An 18,411-nucleotide genomic window follows, 5' to 3' on the forward strand; every position below is an offset into this window, starting at 1 on the left:
CGATCGAGGTCTCCAGACCCGAGCAGGTCCTCGCCCGCGCACGATCTCAGCCTTCTGCGCCTTCGGACATGCGGACCCGGGAGCCTGATGGCACACCGCCGGTGTCCGAACTACTGAGGGAACCTCAGTATGGCGTTGTGCGCAACGATGCCCTCGCGTTCGAGCGCGTCACGGTAGGGCCTGTCCGAGTGCAACGTCACCACGTCGACTCACTGGATCGACCCGGCGGTACGGGTGGAGAAGGTGGCTATCTGACCGAGTTGCGGGTCGCGCGTCGTCGTGCGTGCTGAAAGCGCGGTTCAGGGGTGTTGGAGGGGCCCGGATCCCGCTCGGCGGCGTGCGGCCACCATGGGCGAAGGCCAGTGGCGGGCCGGGGGCGCCCCCATCACCCGCCACCGGTAGACGTGACCCCTCCGCCGCGCTTTTCCTCCGACGGTGAGCAGCCGGGTGTGACCGGGTCCTTGCGGTTACCCCTAGAGGATGCCGATGCCGATGTTGCCGTAGTCGAGGGGCATCCCGTTCCCGACCCCGTCTCCGATTCCGATCCCGAGTCCGTCCCACGGGTCGGAGGGGGAGGCCGTCGCGTGAGCCGGACCGGCGGCTAGTACGGGCGCGGCCAGGACGGCGCCGAGAGTGATCAGCCCAGCGGCGATCGTGCTGCGGTTCATCGCGGTCTTCTCCTTTGGGCGAGGGCGGCCCACCTGCTGCGGGCCGCCTCTCCATTGCTGTGCGCACTCATATGACTACCTGGAGAGAGCCGGTTCAACTTTGCGCGGCATCCGGACAACGGTTGAAGTTCGGGACACTCCCGCAGCTGTCCGGCCTGAGTCGCGACGGGAAGGGGCTTCCGCTATGTATCGAACACGCGTCCCCGTTCGCGCCACCTTTCCGGGGAGGAACCGGTCCGACACCGGAGGGTGCGGGTGGTCCGGCCGCCGGCACCGTTAGCCGCCCATCTCGTCCCACCGGTCAGAAGACCTGGAGGTCCAACTTTTTTGCGTACGGCCGGTTCCGGTGCTCGGCCGGGACCGCAAACCGCGAAGACTTGTTCGCGAAGGAATCTTTGCGAAGAAGTCTTCGCAGTTTAGGGTGACGGTATGACTGACCCGAGAGTGAAGCTGGATGGTCCGCAGACCGAAGCGGACGCGGTTGTTCTGGACGCCAAGGGGCTGCGCGCCTTGGCGCACCCGGTGCGCGTGCAGTTGGTCGGGCTGCTGCGGAAGTACGGCCCGTCCACGGCTACCCGCCTCGCGGAACGGCTGGGCGTGAATTCCGGCACGGCCAGCTACCACCTGCGTCAGCTCGGCGCGGCCGGTTTTGTCGAGGAGGACACGGAACGCGGTAACGCGCGAGAGCGCTGGTGGCGCTCGGTATACCGGACGACCTGGTTCAATGACCCGGACCTGGCCGAGCGAGAGCCCGAGGCCGCACTGGCCTACCTGCGGTCTGTCGCCGCCATCTACACCCTGCGCACTCAGCAGACGCTGAACGAGCTGCAGACGATGCCTCGCGCGTGGCGGGATTCTTTCGACATGAGCGACTGGGCCCTTCGGCTCACGCCCGAGGAGACCGCCGCTCTGTACCGGGATTTGCGGGACGTCATCGCCCGCTACCGGCGGGATACGCCGGAGATGGCGGCGAGGGCCCCGGAGGGAGCCGAACGGGTCGCCCTTATCACCTACCTCCTGCCTGAGCTGGACGCGCCCGCAGCGGCGGCAGTTCAGGCCGGTCCCGAGAATGCGGCAGGAACGGAGAGGTTATGAGGGAGGGGGTTTCGGGCGCTGGCCGGATATCCGGCCAGCGGTCCTTACGGCCGCTGGGTGGGGTGCTGGCGGCCATGGCCGTGTCGCTGACCGGTACTCGGATCTCGGCCGTGGCATTGCCCTGGTTCGTGCTCGTGACGACCGGCAGCGCCACCCAGACCGGGCTGGTCGCCTTCTTTCAGATGGCTCCATATGTGGTGGTCAAGGCGTTCACCGGGCCACTGGTGGACCGGATCGGCCCACGGCCTGTTTCCTGGACCACGGATCTGGTCAGCGCGGCCGCCGCTGCCATGGTTCCTCTGCTCCACGCCCTGCACCTGCTGTCCTTTCCGCTCCTGCTGGTCTTGGTCGCGGTGATTGGCGCGGCCCGTGGCCCAGGCGACCTGGCCAAGGAAGTCATGGTGCCGGAAGCGGCTGAGCGCGGTGGAGTACCGCTGGAGCGGGCCACCGGTCTGTCCGGCGTGATCGAACGGCTTGCTTCCACCGTCGGTCCAGCAGTCGGCGGCTCACTGGTGGCGCTGCTCGGCCCTTTGACAGGGCTTGTCGTCAACGCGGGCTGCTTCGCTCTCGGATCAGTGATCATCGGACTGGCGTTGCCTCGCGGTATGGGGCACGCAACCGAGGAAGCCTTGTCGCAGGAAGACGAAACGGGACCGGGCTACTGGCGACGATTCGGCGAGGGCTTCACCTTCCTGCGCGGCGAGCCGTTGCTGCTCACCATCATCGTCATGGTGGGGATCACCAACCTGCTGGACGCGGCGATCAACGCGGTGCTCATCCCCGTCTGGGCCAGAGAGTCCGGCAACGGGCCGACCGCGATCGGCCTGATGGGCAGTGTGATGGGAGCCGCGGCGGTCGCCGGGAGCCTGATCGCTGCGGCGGCCGCGCACAGGCTGAATCGCAGGGTGGTGCTTCTCGCCGGATTCCTGTTGGCCGGGGCACCGAGATTCCTGATCCTCGCCTTCGATGCCCCGCTGTGGGTAGTATTGACCGTCTTTGCCGTCAGTGGGTTCGGGGCCGGCTTCATCAACCCAGTGCTGGGGGCAGTCCTCTTCGAACGGGTGCCGCGCCGCATGCTTGGCCGGGTCAACGCGCTCGGTGACTCGCTGGGCTGGGCCGGGATCCCTCTCGGCGGCCTGCTCGCTGGGGCGGCGGTGGCCGCTGTCGGACTCGCGCCGGTACTGCTCGTCTGCGGGACCGTGTACTTTCTCACCACGAATCTGACGGGACTGCGGCCGGAGTGGCGCGAGATGGACCGTACGGGTGGGCGGGGCAGCCTGAAGCCACGCTCCAAGGAAGACGCCTCACAAGGCGGTGTGGATGTGGCGACTGGTGAACAGCACCACGGCGTTGAGTGCCGGGCCGAGGGCGGCCGGTCTCTCCAGGCATGAAAGCCCGACTCCGAGACGCTTGAACGCGGCAGCGGACCTGGATGGGAAGTCCTTCGGCGGCCATCACCGCGACCCTCCCAGCGGGAGGCGACGGGATACCACTCTCCGCATACCCGTTCGTCGGGCCATGGTGGAGCATGAACTGTTCGGTCTACCTTGCGCTGGGCGTAGGTATACAAACCGGGCAGGTCGCGTCTGTCTGGTAGTGAGCCGTATCGAGGGATGAAGCGCGCATCGTCGACCGCCCTAAACCGCGTACGGAGACCACCCGGCATCAGGGATCGTAAGGGCGATACAAATCGCCGACGGGTTTACAGCCCGTGACCGTTTCTTGCGCCCCATGGTCGCCGGCCTACGGCGGCACTTCTTTCCATGGCGGCGACCGCCTCGATCGTTGCAGGTCAAGGCAGACGCGTCCCGAGATCCATCCATTGTTCGATCTGCGTTCGCAGCGGTCCCGCCGTCAATCCGTCGGTCCTCGCCTCGACCGCGCTCCTGTGCGTAGAGCAGGTTGGCCTGATACACACCCAGCCACTGGTTGACACGGTCCTCGGTGAACTCGGCACCACCACCGCTCCCCATGCCACCATCTCCATGCTCTACTGCCCGGCCTCCGGCATGGGAGGTGATGCCGTAGTAACCCGGGCCGGCGACCAGGACCTTGTCGAAACAGGTATAGCGCTCACGCTCTTCTGCGTCAGGTTGATCGACAGCTCCGGGACGGTACAACTGTGATTTCGAAGCGGTCCCGTAGGACGTTCACCACCCGCTCGGCCGGTATGGAGAACACGTCCGTGCCCAAGGGCCGCTTCTCCCGTCATGACGGTGAAGATGCGGCGTACCCCACAATGAAGGAGATGTCCTCCAGCCTTCTTGTGCGTGCTACCGCGTCTCTTCACGGCCTGGCTTTGGGCGACGCCTTCGGCTCCCAGTTCTTCGTTCCGGCCAATCGACAAGCCTTCTCCGACCGCTTGCTTCCGCCCGCTCCATGGCAGTGGACCGATGACACAGAGATGGCGTGCTCCGTCTACCGAGTCCTGGCCGACCACGGCACCATCGACCAGGATCGGCTCACCGTCGGCTTCGCCACCCGTCACGACTTCGACCGCGGGTACGGCCCGGCAACCAACCGGATGCTCCGTCTCGTCCGCGAAGGTGGTGACTGGCGGATGCTCTCGGCCGAACTGTTCGACGGCAAGGGGTCGTGGGGCAACGGCGCCGCGATGCGGGTGGCGCCGCTCGGCGCCTGGTTCGCCGATGATCTCGCGCGCGTCGTCCACCAGGCCGCCCTGTCGGCGCAGGTCACCCACACCCACCCTGAAGCAGTGGCCGGCGCGATAGCCGTGGCCGTGGCCGCGGCGACGACCGTCACGGAGCCTCATCTCTCAGCAGGGGGTTTTCTGGACAGGATCAGGGAACACGTGCCCGCGAGCATGGTCCACGACGGCATCGTCGAGGCCCGGCGACTCCTCACCATCGATGATCCCGACCTCGCCGCCACGATGCTGGGCAACGGGCGGCAGGTCAGCGCGCACGACACAGTGCCCTTCACCCTCTGGGTCGCCGCCCGCGAACGCCAGGACTTCGAAGCGGCCATGTGGACCACCGCGGCGGCAGGTGGTGACATCGACACCACCTGCGCCATCGTCGGCGGCATCATCGCGGCTTCAGGGAGCGCCCGTCCGCCTTCGGAGTGGAGAAGGCGATGCGAGCCGCTACCGGACTGGGCGGATGTCCCACCACTCAGCCGTGAACCGGGCGCCTCAGGCGGTTCCCAACCGTAACGCTGGGGGTGATGATCGATCCTGATCACGTAGGAAGGCATTGGGAAGGATCAGATCACGCTTGTTGGTGGGGTTCCACTGACTAAGGCTTCACGATCTACGCCATGCCTGCGCCTCGTTTCTCCTCGCCTTCGGCGCCTCGCTTGGAGCCGTGATGAAGACACTGGGGCACAGTCAAATCGGACTGACCGTGAACACGTACACGCACGCGCTCCCGGACATCGAACGGGCGGCCGTCGACGTGGTCGCCAAGAAGCTTTTTGGGTGATCAAAGACATGCTGATGGCCGGACTCTTGGCGAGGTTCGGCCCTCATGGCTGTCAAAGGCTGCTGTCATCGCCCTTTAAAGCAGGATCGATAACTGCTGTTTTCGCAGGCAGGGAGCCTGGGATTCGAACCAAGAACCTACGGATTAAAAGATCGGCTTCGCGCTGTTCCGGACAGTTCAATGCAGGCCGGCGGACGTGTGCGGTCCATCCTGAACGGCTCTGAACGCCCCTGTATTGCAACCCGAAGTGCAACCCCGGATTGGCGTGGTGATCAGGAGGCAGGTGCGCGGCAGCGCAGTGATCTTGTCGGTGGAGCCCCCTATGCTCCTCGGCCATGGAAAGAGACGAAACTCCTACGGTGGAAACCGCACAGATGGACGTCGAAGTGCACTACAGACATGCTTACCTCCTCGATGAGGATGACGACTGCTATCCAGACGGCATGTTGGACGACTCTCCAGCTCACCCCGTTGGGATCATCCGAGTGGAAAAGGGCATCGCCTTCCTGATCACCGGTCTTCACACGGGCACGGTGAGTTTCACCGTAGCTGTAGCCGATCAGGATCCGGGTGCCGACCTTGAGGGCTATGAAGACATAGTAGAGATCAGCTTCGAGTCGCCGTCAGGTTACATCTCGCTGTATGAATCGGGGGGTGCAGGCGTTCACGGCATCCCTTCGTTATCCGCCGGCCCCGGGACGTATCGCTTCCGGTATCACGCGCGTGGAATGGACGCCGCCCGTGAAAAGAATTTTTCCGATGTGGTGATCGATCACTACTTTCTTCAAATTTGGCCGGCGTTGCACAGTGATCCCGTCGTACTCAAGTCCACCAGCTCATATTTCCGATACTGGCTGAGCGCCGGGTGATGCGGTAAGGCCGGCACGGAAGAGATCGGGCGGCGTCATCAGCTTGGGAAGTCTCTATCGTGCCTGGCTGTTGAGCTGGGAAGACGCTGACGTGCGGAGGAGCAGGGCGAGTGACCGTGATTCTCCGTGAGTCCTCCTTGATCACTTCTCTGACGGGCACGCAACGGGCACGGACACTGCTCTGTCCTCACCGGTACTGCGGCTGAGGTCGGTCACGTCCGCCGAGGCGGTGTATCGCCGATCTTCTCGGCCGCGGCTCCTTCGACATCACCTGCCGTCATGCCCTGCCCATCGAAGTCGACAAGGCGGCCGCCCTGAACGCCCTCGTCATCGACCACACGGAAGGAATCCAGTCCAGCCTCATCGGGCAGTCCAACCCGGGCACCCCGGTACTGCACACCGACGCCCAGGTCACGGCCTGGCTGCCGGTCACCGATGCGGTCCACACCAACGGCGGGCGTATCTTCGCTCAGATCATGCACGCGGGCCGCGCCTCCCACCCCGACACCACGGGAACGCGGCCGGTGGGTCCCTCGGCCGTCCCCGCCGTCGGGCAGGTGTTCACTCCGGCCGGGCCCAAGCCGGCTCCGTGCCGCGGGCGTTGGACACCGGTGCACGTCGCCGGCCGCGGCCTGGAACAGTGCCTCGAAGGTCGCCGGGTTCTCGTGAGGTCAAGGCTGACAGCGGTCGCACACTATGGCGCACCGGGGGGCTTGTGGCAAGACCCGGGTCGTGCTGCAGAATTTCCGACCGAAGCAAGAACCCGCGAAATGAGGAGAGTCATGATCTCGACTGAGGAACGATATCGGAAGCGTCGTATTGAGGTCGATGGGCTTGAAATGGCATACGTCGAGGAGGGAGAAGGTGATCCGATCGTCTTTCTTCACGGCAACCCGACTTCGTCGTACGTGTGGCGGAATGTAATCCCGTATCTGGCGGACAAAGGGCGCTGCATCGCCCCGGACCTGATCGGGATGGGCGAGTCCGCGAAACTTCCGGCCAGCGGGCCGGGCTCATACCGCTTCGTCGAGCATCGCCGCTATCTCGATGCGTTCCTTCAGGCCCTCGACGTACGTGAGCGGGTGGTCATGGTGCTGCAGGACTGGGGTTCGGCCCTGGGTTTCGATTGGGCGTACCGTCAGCCTTCCGCACTCCGGGGTATCGCCTACATGGAGGCGTTCGTGGCTCCGATTCCCTCGTGGAGCGACTGGCCGGAGCCTGCGGTTGCGCTCTTCCAGGCGATCCGCTCCACTGCAGGTGAAGAGATGGTCCTCGACCAAAACTTCTTCGTTGACGACGTCTTGCCTGCAGAGGTGCTGCGAGGGCTGTCGGAGGCGGAGATGGCCGTCTACCGTCGTCCCTACACGGAACCGGGCGAGTCACGCCGACCGACGCTGACTTGGCCACGCGAGGTTCCCGTTGCGGGCGAACCACGCGATGTTCACGATGTCGTCACGCGTTATGCGGAATGGCTCGCTAAGTCTTCGGTTCCCAAGCTGTTCATCGAGGCGGTTCCAGGAACAATGTTTGAAACACACCGGGCCATCGCCCGGTCGTGGCCGAATCAGGCACACATCACGATCACGGGTGGCCACATGGTTCAAGAAGACGCTCCCGATCAAATCGGGGCGGCCATCGCCTCCTGGCTGCGAGATCTCTCCTGAAAAGTCCGTGTAGTAGCGGTCGAAGACGGCGGAGAAGCGCTCGGGCTCCCGCCAGGACTGCTCGATGATCACGGCGTCCGCGGTTTGCGCGGGTGCGGAAGGTGTAGGAGATCGTGACCTCCCGCGGCTCCGTTTCCTTGCTGGTTCCAGTGGTCACGGTGAAGACCTGGCCCTTGGCCCGTCCGCTGCGGCGGATGTTCCTGTCCCGGCCATCTACCGTGAACTGCACCAGCTCGCCGGTCAGACCTGCCGCCGGCGGGAAGAACCAGACGAAGGTAGACGAGGGATCTTCGAGCAGCTCGCGGTAGTTCTCACGGCTGGAGACGCAGGCGAAGCGCATGGCCGGGCTTGGACTCGTGACGCGGTACTCCCGGCGGACGGTGACCGCGAACATCGCATCGGGACCAGACGGCAAGCCGCTTTCCCGGGGAGATAGAGACACGGAGACGTCCAGGTCATGTCAGCGCTCGCCAGAGCGAATGATCTGCTCTTTGATATCGGCGTAAATATCCTCGGCCAGTGGCCGGTCGCCAAGCTGAAGGGCCAGGGCGTTGCGAGCGATCTGATCTAAGGTGTCCGGCGAGGCGACTCGCCACCGGACATAGGCGGAACCGAGCTGGAGAGGTGGGGCCATTGGACTTCTCCTGAGGGCTTGCCGGCTCCATAATCACTGCGTGTCCAAGATGCCGGTGTGGTCTAAGTTGGCACTCGTCCTGATGGTGCCGGCATTGGTGGTCAAGGTCCTCACGTTGACCTTCTGGGCGGGTGGCACCGTACGCGAACTACTTGACTGGGTGTTCATCGTCATCGGTGTTCTTGCCGTGGCGCCCTACCTGGGAGTCGGTGTGCGGGGGCTGGTCAAAGCACGCAGGCAGGACTATCCCAAGCCCTTGCCGGGGAAGCAGCCGATGGAGCGCGTAAACGTCTGATGATCTCCTCGGCACTCCGGCTTTTTGTTGCCCTGATGGGGCTGTTCGCGATTTCCGGGACTCTCAGGTCGGTTATCGGGTCGTTCGGCTGGGGCGTGGATGTCCTCGGGTTTCTCCCTGTGATCCTGTTTTTCTCCGCAACGGGGATCTCTGTGGTCACTGTGCTGTGGGCCTCGATGAGGTCGAGCACGTAGGGAGCGAGCGGCCGACGCCAGGTCGCAGGTGCCGGAAGAGCCGCGAAACGTTGGGCCACTGGCCGGATGAACCTGTAGGCGGCGGGGCGGTCTCCCTCTGGCTGAATACCGGGGTGCACGCACCGGAGGCGGCGGAGAGAGCGGAGCACGGGGTGGACGTGTTGCTCAAGGTCTACGCCAAGTGCATCGACGGCCAGCGCGAGGTGGCCAACCAGCGCATCCTGGCTGCGCTCACTGTGTGAGGCATCGTAAGAACACCATGACGACGAAGGGTCCCGGCTCACACCGGGGCCCTTCGCTATGTCGGAAGGTGATCATTATTCGTGAATGCGGTGATGCCACCATCCGCCGAAGCGCCATGGGTAGTAACGCGCCCAAGGGTCTGGGATGGTCCGGCGGTAGAACTCCTCGTCCAGCCGCGTCACGAGTTGTGAAAGCTCTGCCTTGGCTGAAGATCGAAGGCGTCGCAAGGTGTATTCCAGCGTGTTCCGGGCCTCTGCCGGGTCGCAGCAAGGACAGTTCGCTTCGGGCAGGTAGAGGTGGCGGCCGGGCTGCCGGAGGAACCGCTCGTATTCGGCGAAGGCCTCAGCGACGGATCCGGGCCATAGGGGGTGGAATTCGATTCGTGCGATGGCCGCACGGGTCCGGCTGGAGACGCCGGGAATCTGGGGAGCTGGGTGATGGCGTCGGCGATTCGCCCACACTTGCGCGCGGAGGATGCGCGGCCGTCTACGCGGCATCGGCCTTTCGGGTCGTCATGAAGCGCATCGTGCCACACCTCGACATCACGAACCACCCCGCGACGTGCCCCGGAGGGCTCGGAATCCTTCCGCGAGTCTCCGGAGCCACCGGTCCCACCTGGGAAAACGGGGCCTCGGGCATTCCGCGTATGATCCACTATCAGCGGCATACGGCTGCTTCCGGCTGCCTGAGGGGCGCGTACCTCCGGCAAGCAAAAGACCAGGTCAACGGCTAGATGACCTGGTCTCGGCAGCGCACCCTGCAGGATTCGAACCTGCGACCGTCGGATTAGAAGTCCGGTGCTCTATCCAGCTGAGCTAAGGGTGCTCCCGCTCAATTGTGCATGATCCGGGGAGTGCTCATGTATCGGTTTTGGGGCTGTGTCGCGAGGATCACTCCGCGGCGCCCCGCGCCTTCGGGGGGAACCGCCGTCCGGGCGCCCCGACCCGGGTGGACGGTGGCCGGATTCCGGCTGTTCGGGGCGGGGGAACCGGGCTGGACGGTCCGGGAACCTCCCCGGTGACCTGCCACTCTCCTGCCGGGCGCGGCGGCGGATGTCCGATGGGCGGATGACTTCCGGATGTTCCATCCGGCAGGGAGATGTCTGCCCGAATCGTCCCCGCGGGGAGGCGGAGCGGTCTACGCTCGGGTGGCATGTTCGCCGTCACGACCCAACAGGAGATTCCCCTTCTGGGCGGTGATGTCACCGACGGGGTGGTGCGGGTCGGGGACACCGTCCGCCGGCCCAGCCGGGCCTCCACCGCTTCGGTGCACGCGCTCCTGCGGCACCTGGAGCGTTCCGGGTTCGAGGGGGCGCCCCGGGCGTTGGGTGTGGACGAGCGGGGCCGGGAGGTGCTGAGCTACGTCGAGGGCGGCTCCGCGGCCAGGCCGTTGCCCGGGTACGCGCTCGGTGCGGAGTCGCTGGCCGCGCTGGCGCGGCTGCTGCGCGGCTTCCACGACGCGGCCGAGGGGTTCGTCCCGCCGCCGGGGGCCGTCTGGGAGGGCGGGTCCAACGACGACGCGGCCCCGAAGCTGATCGGGCACTGTGACGTCAATCTGGACAACGTGATCTTCCGTGACGGGCTGCCGGTCGCGTTGATCGACTTCGACATGGCCCGGCCGACGACCCGGCTCTTCGATGTGGTGACCACGCTGCGGCACTGGGCGCCGATCGCCGACCCCGTCGATCTGGAGCCGCTCCAGCGCCGCCTTGAGGTCGGGCCCCGGCTCCGCCTGTTCTGCGACGCGTACGGCCTGGCGCCTCGCGACCGCAGACGCCTGCTGGATCTGGCCCGGCTCCGCTTCGACCGCTCGTACCAGGTGATGCGTGCCAGGGCCGAGGCCGGGAGCGGTGGATGGGCCCGGATGTGGGCCGGTGGGGCGGGGGTGCGCATCCGGCGGGCCCGGGTGTGGCTGGAGACCCACCAAGATGAACTCCATGAACATCTCATTTAGTCGACTAATCGCCAAAGTGGGACTAAAGAGACCTGGAGTGGCCGAAGGGGTGGGGATGCTCGCCGGGGTCGTGATCGACGCCGTGCTCGCCGATCCCCGGCGCGGGCACCCGGTCGCGCTGTTCGGCACCGCCGCCGCCGAGGTGGAGAAGCGGGTGTACGGGGACGGCCGGGCAAGGGGCGTGCTGCACGTCGCACTGTGCGTGGTTCCGGTGGCGTTGCTCGGCCACGCCGCGACCCGGCCGGGTGATCCCATGGTGCGGGCCGCGCTGAGCGCGGCGGCGACCTGGGCCGTCCTCGGCGGTACCACGCTGGGCCGCGAGGGGGCCGCGATGGCCGAACTCCTGGAGGGCGGTGACCTGGCCGGGGCCCGGGAGAGGCTGCCTCATCTGTGCGGGCGGGATCCTTCCGGGTTGGCGGTGCCGGAGCTGGCGAGGGCCACCGTGGAGTCGATCGCGGAGAACACCTCCGACGCGGTGGTGGCGCCGCTGTTCTGGGGGGCGGTCGCCGGGGTGCCCGGCCTGCTCACCTACCGGGCGGTCAACACGCTGGACGCGATGGTCGGCCACCGCAACGAGCGCTACGAGCGCTTCGGCTGGGCCGCGGCCCGCCTCGACGACGTGGCCAACTTCGTACCCGCCAGGATCACCGGGCTGCTCGCCGCGCTCGGCGCCCCCCTGGTGGGCGGTTCGACGCGGCGGGCGGCGGCGGTGCTGCGCGGGGACGGCCACCGTCACCCCAGCCCCAACGCGGGCCGCTGCGAGGCGGCGTTCGCGGGCGCGCTGGACCGCACGCTCGGCGGGGTGAACGTGTACGGCACCCGGGTGGAGCACCGGCCGAAGATGGGCGAGGGACCCGAGCCCTCGGTCGCCGACATCCGCCGGTCCGTACGGCTGGCGCGGGCGGTCGGGCTGGCCGCGGCGGGGCTCGCCGTCCTGGCCGCCGTGCGCGGATCGCGCGGGAGGAAGGGGTGAAGGGGGCGCTGCTGGTCGCCGGGACCACCTCCGACGCGGGCAAGAGCGTCGTCACCGCCGGGATCTGCCGCTGGCTGGCCCGCCAGGGGGTGCGGGTCGCACCGTACAAGGCGCAGAACATGTCGTTGAACTCCTTCGTCACCGCCGACGGCGCCGAGATCGGCCGGGCCCAGGCGGTGCAGGCAGCCGCGTGCGGGCTGGAGCCCAGCGCGGACATGAACCCGATCCTGCTCAAGCCGGGCAGCGACCGGCGCAGCCAGGTCGTGGTGATGGGCAGGCCGATGGCCGAGGTCGACGCGATGGAGTACTGGGACGTCAAGGAGCGGCTCCGTCAGGTCGCGGTGGACGCGCTGGAGCGGCTGCGGGCCTGCTACGACGTGGTGGTCTGCGAGGGGGCGGGCAGCCCGGCGGAGATCAATCTGCGGGCGGGCGACATCGCCAACATGGGGCTGGCCCGTGCCGCTAACCTGCCGGTCGTCGTGGTCGGTGACATCGACAGGGGCGGGGTCTTCGCCTCGCTGTACGGGACCGTGGCGCTGCTGGAGCCCGCCGACCAGGCGCTGATCGCCGGGTTCATGATCAACAAGTTCCGGGGGGCGCCCGAGCTCCTCGAACCGGGCCTGGACATGATCAGGGAGCTGACCGGCCGCGAGGTGTACGGGGTGCTGCCCTGGCTGGACGGCCTCTGGATGGACGTCGAGGACTCCCTGGCCCTGGACAACCGGCCCGCGCCCGGGACGCGCGCCCCGTACGGCGGGCAGAGTCTGCGGGTGGCGGTGGTACGGCTGCCGAGGATCTCCAACTTCACGGACGTGGACGCGCTGGCCTCCGAGCCCGGGGTGACGGTCCGCTACGTGACCTCGCCGGGCGAGCTGGACGACGCCGATCTGGTGGTGCTGCCCGGCTCCCGGGCCACGGTCTCCGACCTGGCCTGGCTCCGCGCCACCGGCCTGGCCGAGGCCCTGCGGGGACGGGCCGTGCTGGGCATCTGCGGCGGCTACCAGATGCTCGCCAGGACCATCCGTGACGACGTCGAGTCGGGGGCCGGCCTCGTCGAGGGGCTGGGGCTGCTGCCCGCCTCGGTGGAGTTCGCCGAGGACAAGACACTGGGCCGCCCGGTGGGCGCCGCCTACGGCTGCCGGGTCGAGGCGTATGAGATCCACCACGGCGTCGTGACGGTCGACGGCGGCGAGCCCTTCCTGGACGGCTGCCGGTACGGCTCGGTGTGGGGCACCACCTGGCACGGCGCCCTGGAGAACGACGACTTCCGCCGGGCCTTCCTGGCCGAGGTGGCCGCCGTCTCCGGCCGCGACTTCACCCCGGCCCCCGACGTGTCGTTCGCCGCCCTGCGTGAGGAGCGACTGGACGCGCTCGGCGACCTGGTCGAGCGGAACGTCGACACCGGGGCACTGCTCAGGCTGATGGAGGGCGGGGCGCCTTCGGGCCTGCCGTCGCTTCCGCCCGGCGCCACCCGGCACGAGGCCCCCTACCTCTCCCGGGGCGGCTCCTCCGCCGGCTGACCGGTGGCGGGGCGGACCGGCGAGGGGGCGTCCGCATTCTTTTCCGGCGCGGCAGGGGAGAAGGGGGCCATGGCCTAGTAAAATCGGTATTTCCCCTGCCAGATCCGATGGGGGAAGTCTGGGAGGTCGGTGATGGTCCGCATCATCGTGTTGTTCGTTGTCATCGTCGTGATCGCCATGGTGGTTCTCGGCGTGGCCCGGATGATCCGCTCCTTCTCGGCTCCCGAACCCGTCGTCGACAGCCCCCGCGAGATCCTCAGGCGTCGTTACGCGGCCGGTGAGATCGACGAGGACGAGTACCTCCGCCGGATGTCGGGTCTCTCCCAGGAGTGGTGAATCGGTCGGCCTGTCCGGGGCTTTCCGTCATTTTCGATGGTTCTTGTCAACGTCTCGCCGCTTTTCGGTGATCCTTGGAGGACAACCCCACCTCGTACCGAGGAGCAGGATGTCAGGACTCGAAGCCGTCGCTGCCGCCGCGGGAAAGGCCGTGGTGGGGCGTGCCATGCGCGAGGGGTTCGCCGCCAGGACAGCCAAGGTCGAACGGAACGCGGATCTGACCGCGCTTATTCGAAGTGGGTTCCCGGACCGGTTTCTGCGGCGCAGTCTCGAACGGCAGTTGGAGGCGGTCGCCGACGGGGTGGAGAGACGGCTGACGGTGCTCCTGGAACTGGAGTACGCGGGGCTCGCCGAGAACGATCGGGCGGCTGTCCTGTACGAGGTGATCGCGGCGGTCCAGGCCGCCGATCTCTCCGACCGGGCGCTTCTGTCGGTGGACATGGATCCGGTCAAACTCGCCAAGTCCGTTCGGGCCGGGTTGCCGGACCCGGCGCCGCAGTTGGGCGAGGCGGGTGCACGCCTGTTCGATGTGCTGCTGGACGAGTGTCTCGACTGCCTGGTCCGGATCGTCCAGCAGTTGCCGCAGTATCTACCCCGGGCCGGAACCGAGCTTCTCGGCCGTGTTTCGTCCGTCGAGGACCGTCTTGCCACCCTCGGTCAGCAGGTTTCCTCGGTGCTGGCCCGTCTGCCGGCCCGTTCCCTCGATGAGCCCTCCGGCACCCAGGATGACGCGGAGTTCCTGCGCCGCTATCTGGAGCACATCAGCACGACCCTCGACGAGGTCGAGTTGTTCGGCGTCCGGGTGGAGAGCTACCGCCCCCGTGCCACGCTGAGTGTCGCGTACATCAGCCTCAACGCCTGCCCTGACGATCTCGACCGGAGCGAAGGCCCCAAACGCATCCGTTTCGCCGAACTGACAGAGGGGGCGGCTCACCACCAGCCTGTCGCCTCGCGGGTGGAGAGCGCACTCGGCCACCTTCAGCGTGTCCTGCTCAGAGGGGGCGCGGGGTCGGGCAAGAGCACGCTGCTTCGCTGGCTCGCGGTGACCGCGGCCCGTGGCGGTTTCACCGGGGACCTGGCCGGGTGGAACGGCTCCGTCCCATTCGTGATCAAGCTCCGCAGCCATGGAACCGGCGGTCTTCCCGCCCCCGAGGATTTCGTCGCCGATGTGGCGAGGCCGGTCGCCGGGTTGATGCCCGAGGGCTGGGCGCACCGGGTCCTCGGCTCGGGACGGGCACTGCTGATGGTGGACGGTGTGGACGAGTTGAGCCCGCGGCACCGCCCGGCTGTCCGGCAGTGGCTGAAAGGTCTCCTCACGGCCTACCCGCGGATCCGGGTCATCGTGACCTCCCGCCCGGCGGCGGCCGACGCGCGATGGCTGAACGAGGAGGGCTTCTCCTCGGTGACGTTGGAGCCGATGACTCCGGCCCACCTGCGCGAGCTCGTACGGCAGTGGCATTCCGCCATGCGGGGTTCCAGGAACCTGCCGTTCGGGGTCGAGAAGCTGGACGAGTACGAGGGCGCGCTGCTGGCCAGGTTCGAGAGCAGTCCGCATCTCCAGACGCTCGCCTCCACGCCCCTGCTCGCCGCGATGCTGTGCGCTCTGAACCTGGACCGAGGCAAGCAGTTGCCGCGCAACCGGATGGGACTGTACGCCGCGGCGCTGGAACTGCTGCTCCAGCGCCGGGACGCCGAGCGGGGGATCGTTCCCGAGGTCGTTCTGGAGCCGGAGCAGAAGGTGCGGATTCTGCAGGACCTGGCATGGCAACTCGAGGTGTGGGGCCGCTCCGAGCTGTCCAGGGCGACGGCTCTGAAGCGGGTCGAGGAGAAGATCCTGACCATGCCCCGGGTGAACTGCACCGCCGAGGCCGTGCTGGAGCATCTGCTTCAGCGCAGCGGTGTCCTCAGGGAGCCGGTCCCCGGCCGGATCGATTTCGTACACCGCACCGTACAGGAGTATCTCGCTGCCAAGCAGGCGGCCGATGGTGCCGACGTGGAGCCGCTGATCGAGCGGGCGCACCTCGACCAGTGGCGCGAGACCGTGGTCATGGCCGCCGGACATGCCAATGCGCCACTGCGTCAGGAACTTCTGCGAGGGCTGCTCAGCCGGGTCGCCGAGGGCGGGAGGTATGCGCGGCGGCTACGCCTGCTCGTGGTCGGCTGCCTGGAGACGATCCAGGAGCTGCCCCGGGGCCTGGCGGAGGAGGTCGAGGACTGCTTCGCGGCGGTGATCCCCCCGCGGAACGCGGGTGAGGCCGGAACTCTCGCCTCGGCGGGTGATGAGGTACTTCGACGCCTTCCCGAGGACATCACCGGGCTTTCCGTGTCGCAGGCGGCGGCGACGGTGCGAGTCTGCTGGTTGATCAACGGCCCGGAGGCGCTGGAACGGCTTTCCCGATACTCCGGTGATTCCCGCCTGGACGTGCAGTACGAGCTGACCACGGCATGGGACTATTTCGACCCGGAGGAATACGCCCGGCGGGTGATGGCCGACTCTCCACTCGCGGTCGGTGCGTACGGCGCCGGATATATGAGCGCGGAGAATCCGAGGATATTTCCCCACCTGCGGCATCTGTGCAATGTGAACAGCCTGCGGGTCGACCACGACGGTGAGGATCTCGAATTTCTCAGGGACATCCGTCCGTTGCAAAGCCTGAGCGTGTTCCGGCTGGCCGGGCCAGGGGCGCTGGACGTGCTGGACCGCCACCCGGATCTGAAGAGACTCTGGGTGCGGTTGAAGAGGAATCCGGTCGACTCCCCATGGCCCCCCATGCCGCCCGCCCTGCGGAGTGCCTCCGTGCTCCACCACGACCCGGTGCCCGGTATCGGGTTCGTCGATCGTTTCCACATGGTCGAAGAACTCAGTCTCGACCGGCTCGACGATGTCACCGACTTCACGCCGCTGGCGCAGCTGTCCGGGCTGGGGACGCTGCATCTCCTCAACTGCCGCAAACTTTCGGAACCGGCCGTGTTCGGCACGCTTCCCAACCTGGTGACACTCGGACTCACCGAGCCGTCACTCGACGGGATCGCCGGACTCGTCGGCAACTGCCCGAACGTCAGGAGGATCGCGCTCCGCCACGTTCCGTGGCTCGACGACATAACCCCGCTCGCGTCGCTCGCTCTCGAAAGCGTCTCGCTCACCGAGTGCGTCAACCTTGCCGATCTCGCACCGCTGTCCGGACTGCGGGAACTCTGGAAGATCAGCATCAGGGGATGCGAGAAGATTCGTGATCTCTCCCCACTGGAGCCGCTGGAGAAGCTGAGGCAGGTCAACCTGAGAGGGTTGCCCGATGCGATCGATGTCGCGCCGCTGGCGGGGAAGCCCGGCCTGATCGTCATGATCGATGAGCGGCAGGAGCTCCGCAACGCGGACCTGCTCGATCCGACGGCGAAGCTCAGGCGCCTGTAGTCAGGACGCGGGGATGGAAGTGGGCTGGTTGGCGGTGATCCAGGCGTCGATCTCCTCCCACTGGTCGAAGAGCCACCGGATCTGGCTCTCCCGGTCGCGCGGCACCTCGGCGGCCTGGACCCGCCACCACTTGGCCTTGATCTCGGCACTCATCGGGAGGCGGTGCCAGACGTCTCCGAGGGTGACCAGATCGTCGAGGCCGGTATGCGCGACGAAGATCACGTCCGCCTCGGGGCAGGCCTCGATGGCGGCGATGGCCCCGTTGGGGCGGGGCGCCATCAGGTGCTCCAGCCCGCGGGCCCGCGCGGCCTCCTCGGACAGGCCCTTGCGCTCCAGCCGGAGGATGGCCCGCCAACGACGCCTGGGAGTGAAGTTGCCGCCCTCCGGGAAGATCACCAGGGCGTCGTCGGCGTCCATGCCCGAGGCCAGGCGGCGGATCTCGCCGAGAACGCCGCTCTCGGAGGTCTTGCGCGGGACGAAGGCGTTGGGAAGGCGGTTGATCACCACGTCCAGTGAGGGGTCGAGCTGCAGGGCGGCCTTCATCACGATCCTCGGGCGCCTGCCGTACCGGGCGAGAAGGTGGTGGACGAGCAGGAACGAGTCGCCGGGGCCCGCGTGGCGGGACAGCACGATGACGGGGCGGGTGAGGCGCCGGGAGAGTTCGTCGGAGGTGGGTGTCGGCTCGTCGATCTCGACGCTCAGCCGGAAGATCCGCACGGCCACCCCGTACACCTTGGACAGGAACCACCGGATCAGCGCGTAGTGCCGCTCCTGGTGCTCGTCGCGGTGGAGCCATCCGCCGAACCCGCTCGCCACCCAGAGGCCCAGGCAGGCGAATAGCGCCATCGACTCCAGTGCCAGCCACGCCACCGCGAACCAGACCAGCCGGGTGCCACGCCGCTGCGGGGGCGGCAGGTGCAGCGAGGCCGCGGCCACCACCAGCAGCCAGAGCGGGAGCGTGATCACCGCGACCACGGTGAGCACGATGACGAGCGGGGCCAGGATCAGACGGCGGATGATGCGAGGAGGCAGCATGAGCGGCTCCTGCCTGGGGGTGATGTGCGGTGCGGGTGTATGGCTCTGACGGGTTGACGACCTCCGGGGGTACCCCG

General features: G+C 67.3%; 16 protein-coding genes, 1 tRNA gene and 2 pseudogenes. 15 read left to right on the forward strand and 4 right to left on the reverse strand.

Features of this window, described 5'->3' with window-relative positions; all coding sequences use genetic code 11:
• Positions 1-473 precede the first annotated feature (473 nt).
• Positions 474-668 (reverse strand): hypothetical protein, encoded by a 195-nt coding sequence (locus ACFQVD_RS43000; RefSeq protein WP_343966847.1) that lies wholly within the window; start codon positions 666-668, stop codon positions 474-476.
• 429 nt (positions 669-1,097) lie between these two features.
• Here ACFQVD_RS43000 and ACFQVD_RS43005 point away from each other — a divergent pair, with 429 nt between their 5' ends.
• The 8 genes and pseudogenes from ACFQVD_RS43005 (at position 1,098) to ACFQVD_RS43040 (ending at position 7,739) form a co-directional block, all read left to right on the forward strand.
• On the forward strand, positions 1,098-1,763 hold the full coding sequence (locus ACFQVD_RS43005) for an ArsR/SmtB family transcription factor (RefSeq protein ID WP_343966845.1): 666 nt from the start codon (positions 1,098-1,100) through the stop codon (positions 1,761-1,763).
• A gap of 74 nt (positions 1,764-1,837) precedes the next feature.
• Positions 1,838-3,154 (forward strand): MFS transporter, encoded by a 1,317-nt coding sequence (locus tag ACFQVD_RS43010; RefSeq protein WP_343966842.1) that lies wholly within the window; start codon positions 1,838-1,840, stop codon positions 3,152-3,154.
• Positions 3,155-3,526: 372 nt separating this feature from the next.
• Entirely contained in the window at positions 3,527-3,889 is a 363-nt protein-coding gene (locus ACFQVD_RS43015) for a hypothetical protein (protein WP_343966840.1), read from the forward strand.
• A gap of 122 nt (positions 3,890-4,011) precedes the next feature.
• Positions 4,012-4,938, forward strand: coding sequence for an ADP-ribosylglycohydrolase family protein (locus ACFQVD_RS43020; protein ID WP_386273921.1), 927 nt, complete (start codon positions 4,012-4,014; stop codon positions 4,936-4,938).
• Positions 4,939-5,035: 97 nt separating this feature from the next.
• Positions 5,036-5,206: pseudogene (locus tag ACFQVD_RS43025) on the forward strand (tyrosine-type recombinase/integrase); the annotation flags it as partial.
• Between the two features lie 335 nt (positions 5,207-5,541).
• Positions 5,542-6,075, forward strand: a complete 534-nt coding sequence (locus ACFQVD_RS43030) for a hypothetical protein (protein WP_343966834.1) — start codon at positions 5,542-5,544, stop codon at positions 6,073-6,075.
• 362 nt (positions 6,076-6,437) lie between these two features.
• Positions 6,438-6,563: pseudogene (locus tag ACFQVD_RS43035) on the forward strand (oxidoreductase); the annotation flags it as partial.
• Between the two features lie 294 nt (positions 6,564-6,857).
• Positions 6,858-7,739: a haloalkane dehalogenase gene (locus ACFQVD_RS43040; RefSeq protein WP_343966832.1), complete on the forward strand. Its 882-nt coding sequence runs from the start codon at positions 6,858-6,860 to the stop codon at positions 7,737-7,739.
• 460 nt (positions 7,740-8,199) lie between these two features.
• Here ACFQVD_RS43040 and ACFQVD_RS43045 read toward each other — a convergent pair whose 3' ends face one another.
• The gene (locus ACFQVD_RS43045) at positions 8,200-8,373 is read right to left on the reverse strand and encodes a hypothetical protein (RefSeq protein ID WP_343966830.1); all 174 of its coding nucleotides are present in this window, start codon (positions 8,371-8,373) and stop codon (positions 8,200-8,202) included.
• A 40-nt stretch (positions 8,374-8,413) separates the two neighbouring features.
• On the opposite strand from ACFQVD_RS43045, the gene ACFQVD_RS43050 reads away from it, so the two are divergent.
• Both ACFQVD_RS43050 and ACFQVD_RS43055 read left to right on the forward strand, forming a co-directional pair.
• A complete protein-coding gene (locus ACFQVD_RS43050) occupies positions 8,414-8,668 on the forward strand; it encodes a hypothetical protein (protein WP_343966828.1) in 255 nt (84 codons plus the stop codon).
• Positions 8,669-8,975: 307 nt separating this feature from the next.
• The gene (locus ACFQVD_RS43055; RefSeq protein ID WP_343966826.1) at positions 8,976-9,104 is read left to right on the forward strand and encodes a hypothetical protein; all 129 of its coding nucleotides are present in this window, start codon (positions 8,976-8,978) and stop codon (positions 9,102-9,104) included.
• Between the two features lie 752 nt (positions 9,105-9,856).
• On the opposite strand, the gene ACFQVD_RS43060 is transcribed toward ACFQVD_RS43055, so the two are convergent.
• Positions 9,857-9,930, reverse strand: a tRNA-Arg gene (locus ACFQVD_RS43060).
• Between the two features lie 327 nt (positions 9,931-10,257).
• On the opposite strand from ACFQVD_RS43060, the gene ACFQVD_RS43065 reads away from it, so the two are divergent.
• From ACFQVD_RS43065 to ACFQVD_RS43085, 5 genes are all read left to right on the forward strand, one after another.
• Positions 10,258-11,058 (forward strand): aminoglycoside phosphotransferase family protein, encoded by an 801-nt coding sequence (locus ACFQVD_RS43065; RefSeq protein ID WP_343966824.1) that lies wholly within the window; start codon positions 10,258-10,260, stop codon positions 11,056-11,058.
• Between the two features lie 37 nt (positions 11,059-11,095).
• The gene (locus ACFQVD_RS43070) at positions 11,096-12,031 is read left to right on the forward strand and encodes a cobalamin biosynthesis protein (protein ID WP_425580383.1); all 936 of its coding nucleotides are present in this window, start codon (positions 11,096-11,098) and stop codon (positions 12,029-12,031) included.
• A complete protein-coding gene (locus ACFQVD_RS43075; RefSeq protein WP_343966822.1) occupies positions 12,028-13,551 on the forward strand; it encodes a cobyric acid synthase in 1,524 nt (507 codons plus the stop codon). The genes ACFQVD_RS43070 and ACFQVD_RS43075 overlap by 4 nt, the downstream gene beginning before the upstream one ends.
• A 132-nt stretch (positions 13,552-13,683) precedes the next feature.
• Positions 13,684-13,887 (forward strand): SHOCT domain-containing protein, encoded by a 204-nt coding sequence (locus ACFQVD_RS43080; RefSeq protein WP_343966820.1) that lies wholly within the window; start codon positions 13,684-13,686, stop codon positions 13,885-13,887.
• 109 nt (positions 13,888-13,996) lie between these two features.
• A complete protein-coding gene (locus ACFQVD_RS43085) occupies positions 13,997-17,299 on the forward strand; it encodes an NACHT domain-containing protein (RefSeq protein WP_343966816.1) in 3,303 nt (1,100 codons plus the stop codon).
• Here the strand turns inward: ACFQVD_RS43085 and ACFQVD_RS43090 are convergent, their stop codons facing one another.
• Positions 17,300-18,334 (reverse strand): 1-acyl-sn-glycerol-3-phosphate acyltransferase, encoded by a 1,035-nt coding sequence (locus tag ACFQVD_RS43090; protein ID WP_343966814.1) that lies wholly within the window; start codon positions 18,332-18,334, stop codon positions 17,300-17,302. It lies immediately after the preceding gene.
• Positions 18,335-18,411 lie beyond the last annotated feature (77 nt).

The sequence above is a fragment of the Streptosporangium amethystogenes subsp. fukuiense genome (assembly GCF_042665875.1).
GTDB lineage: Bacteria > Actinomycetota > Actinomycetes > Streptosporangiales > Streptosporangiaceae > Streptosporangium > Streptosporangium fukuiense.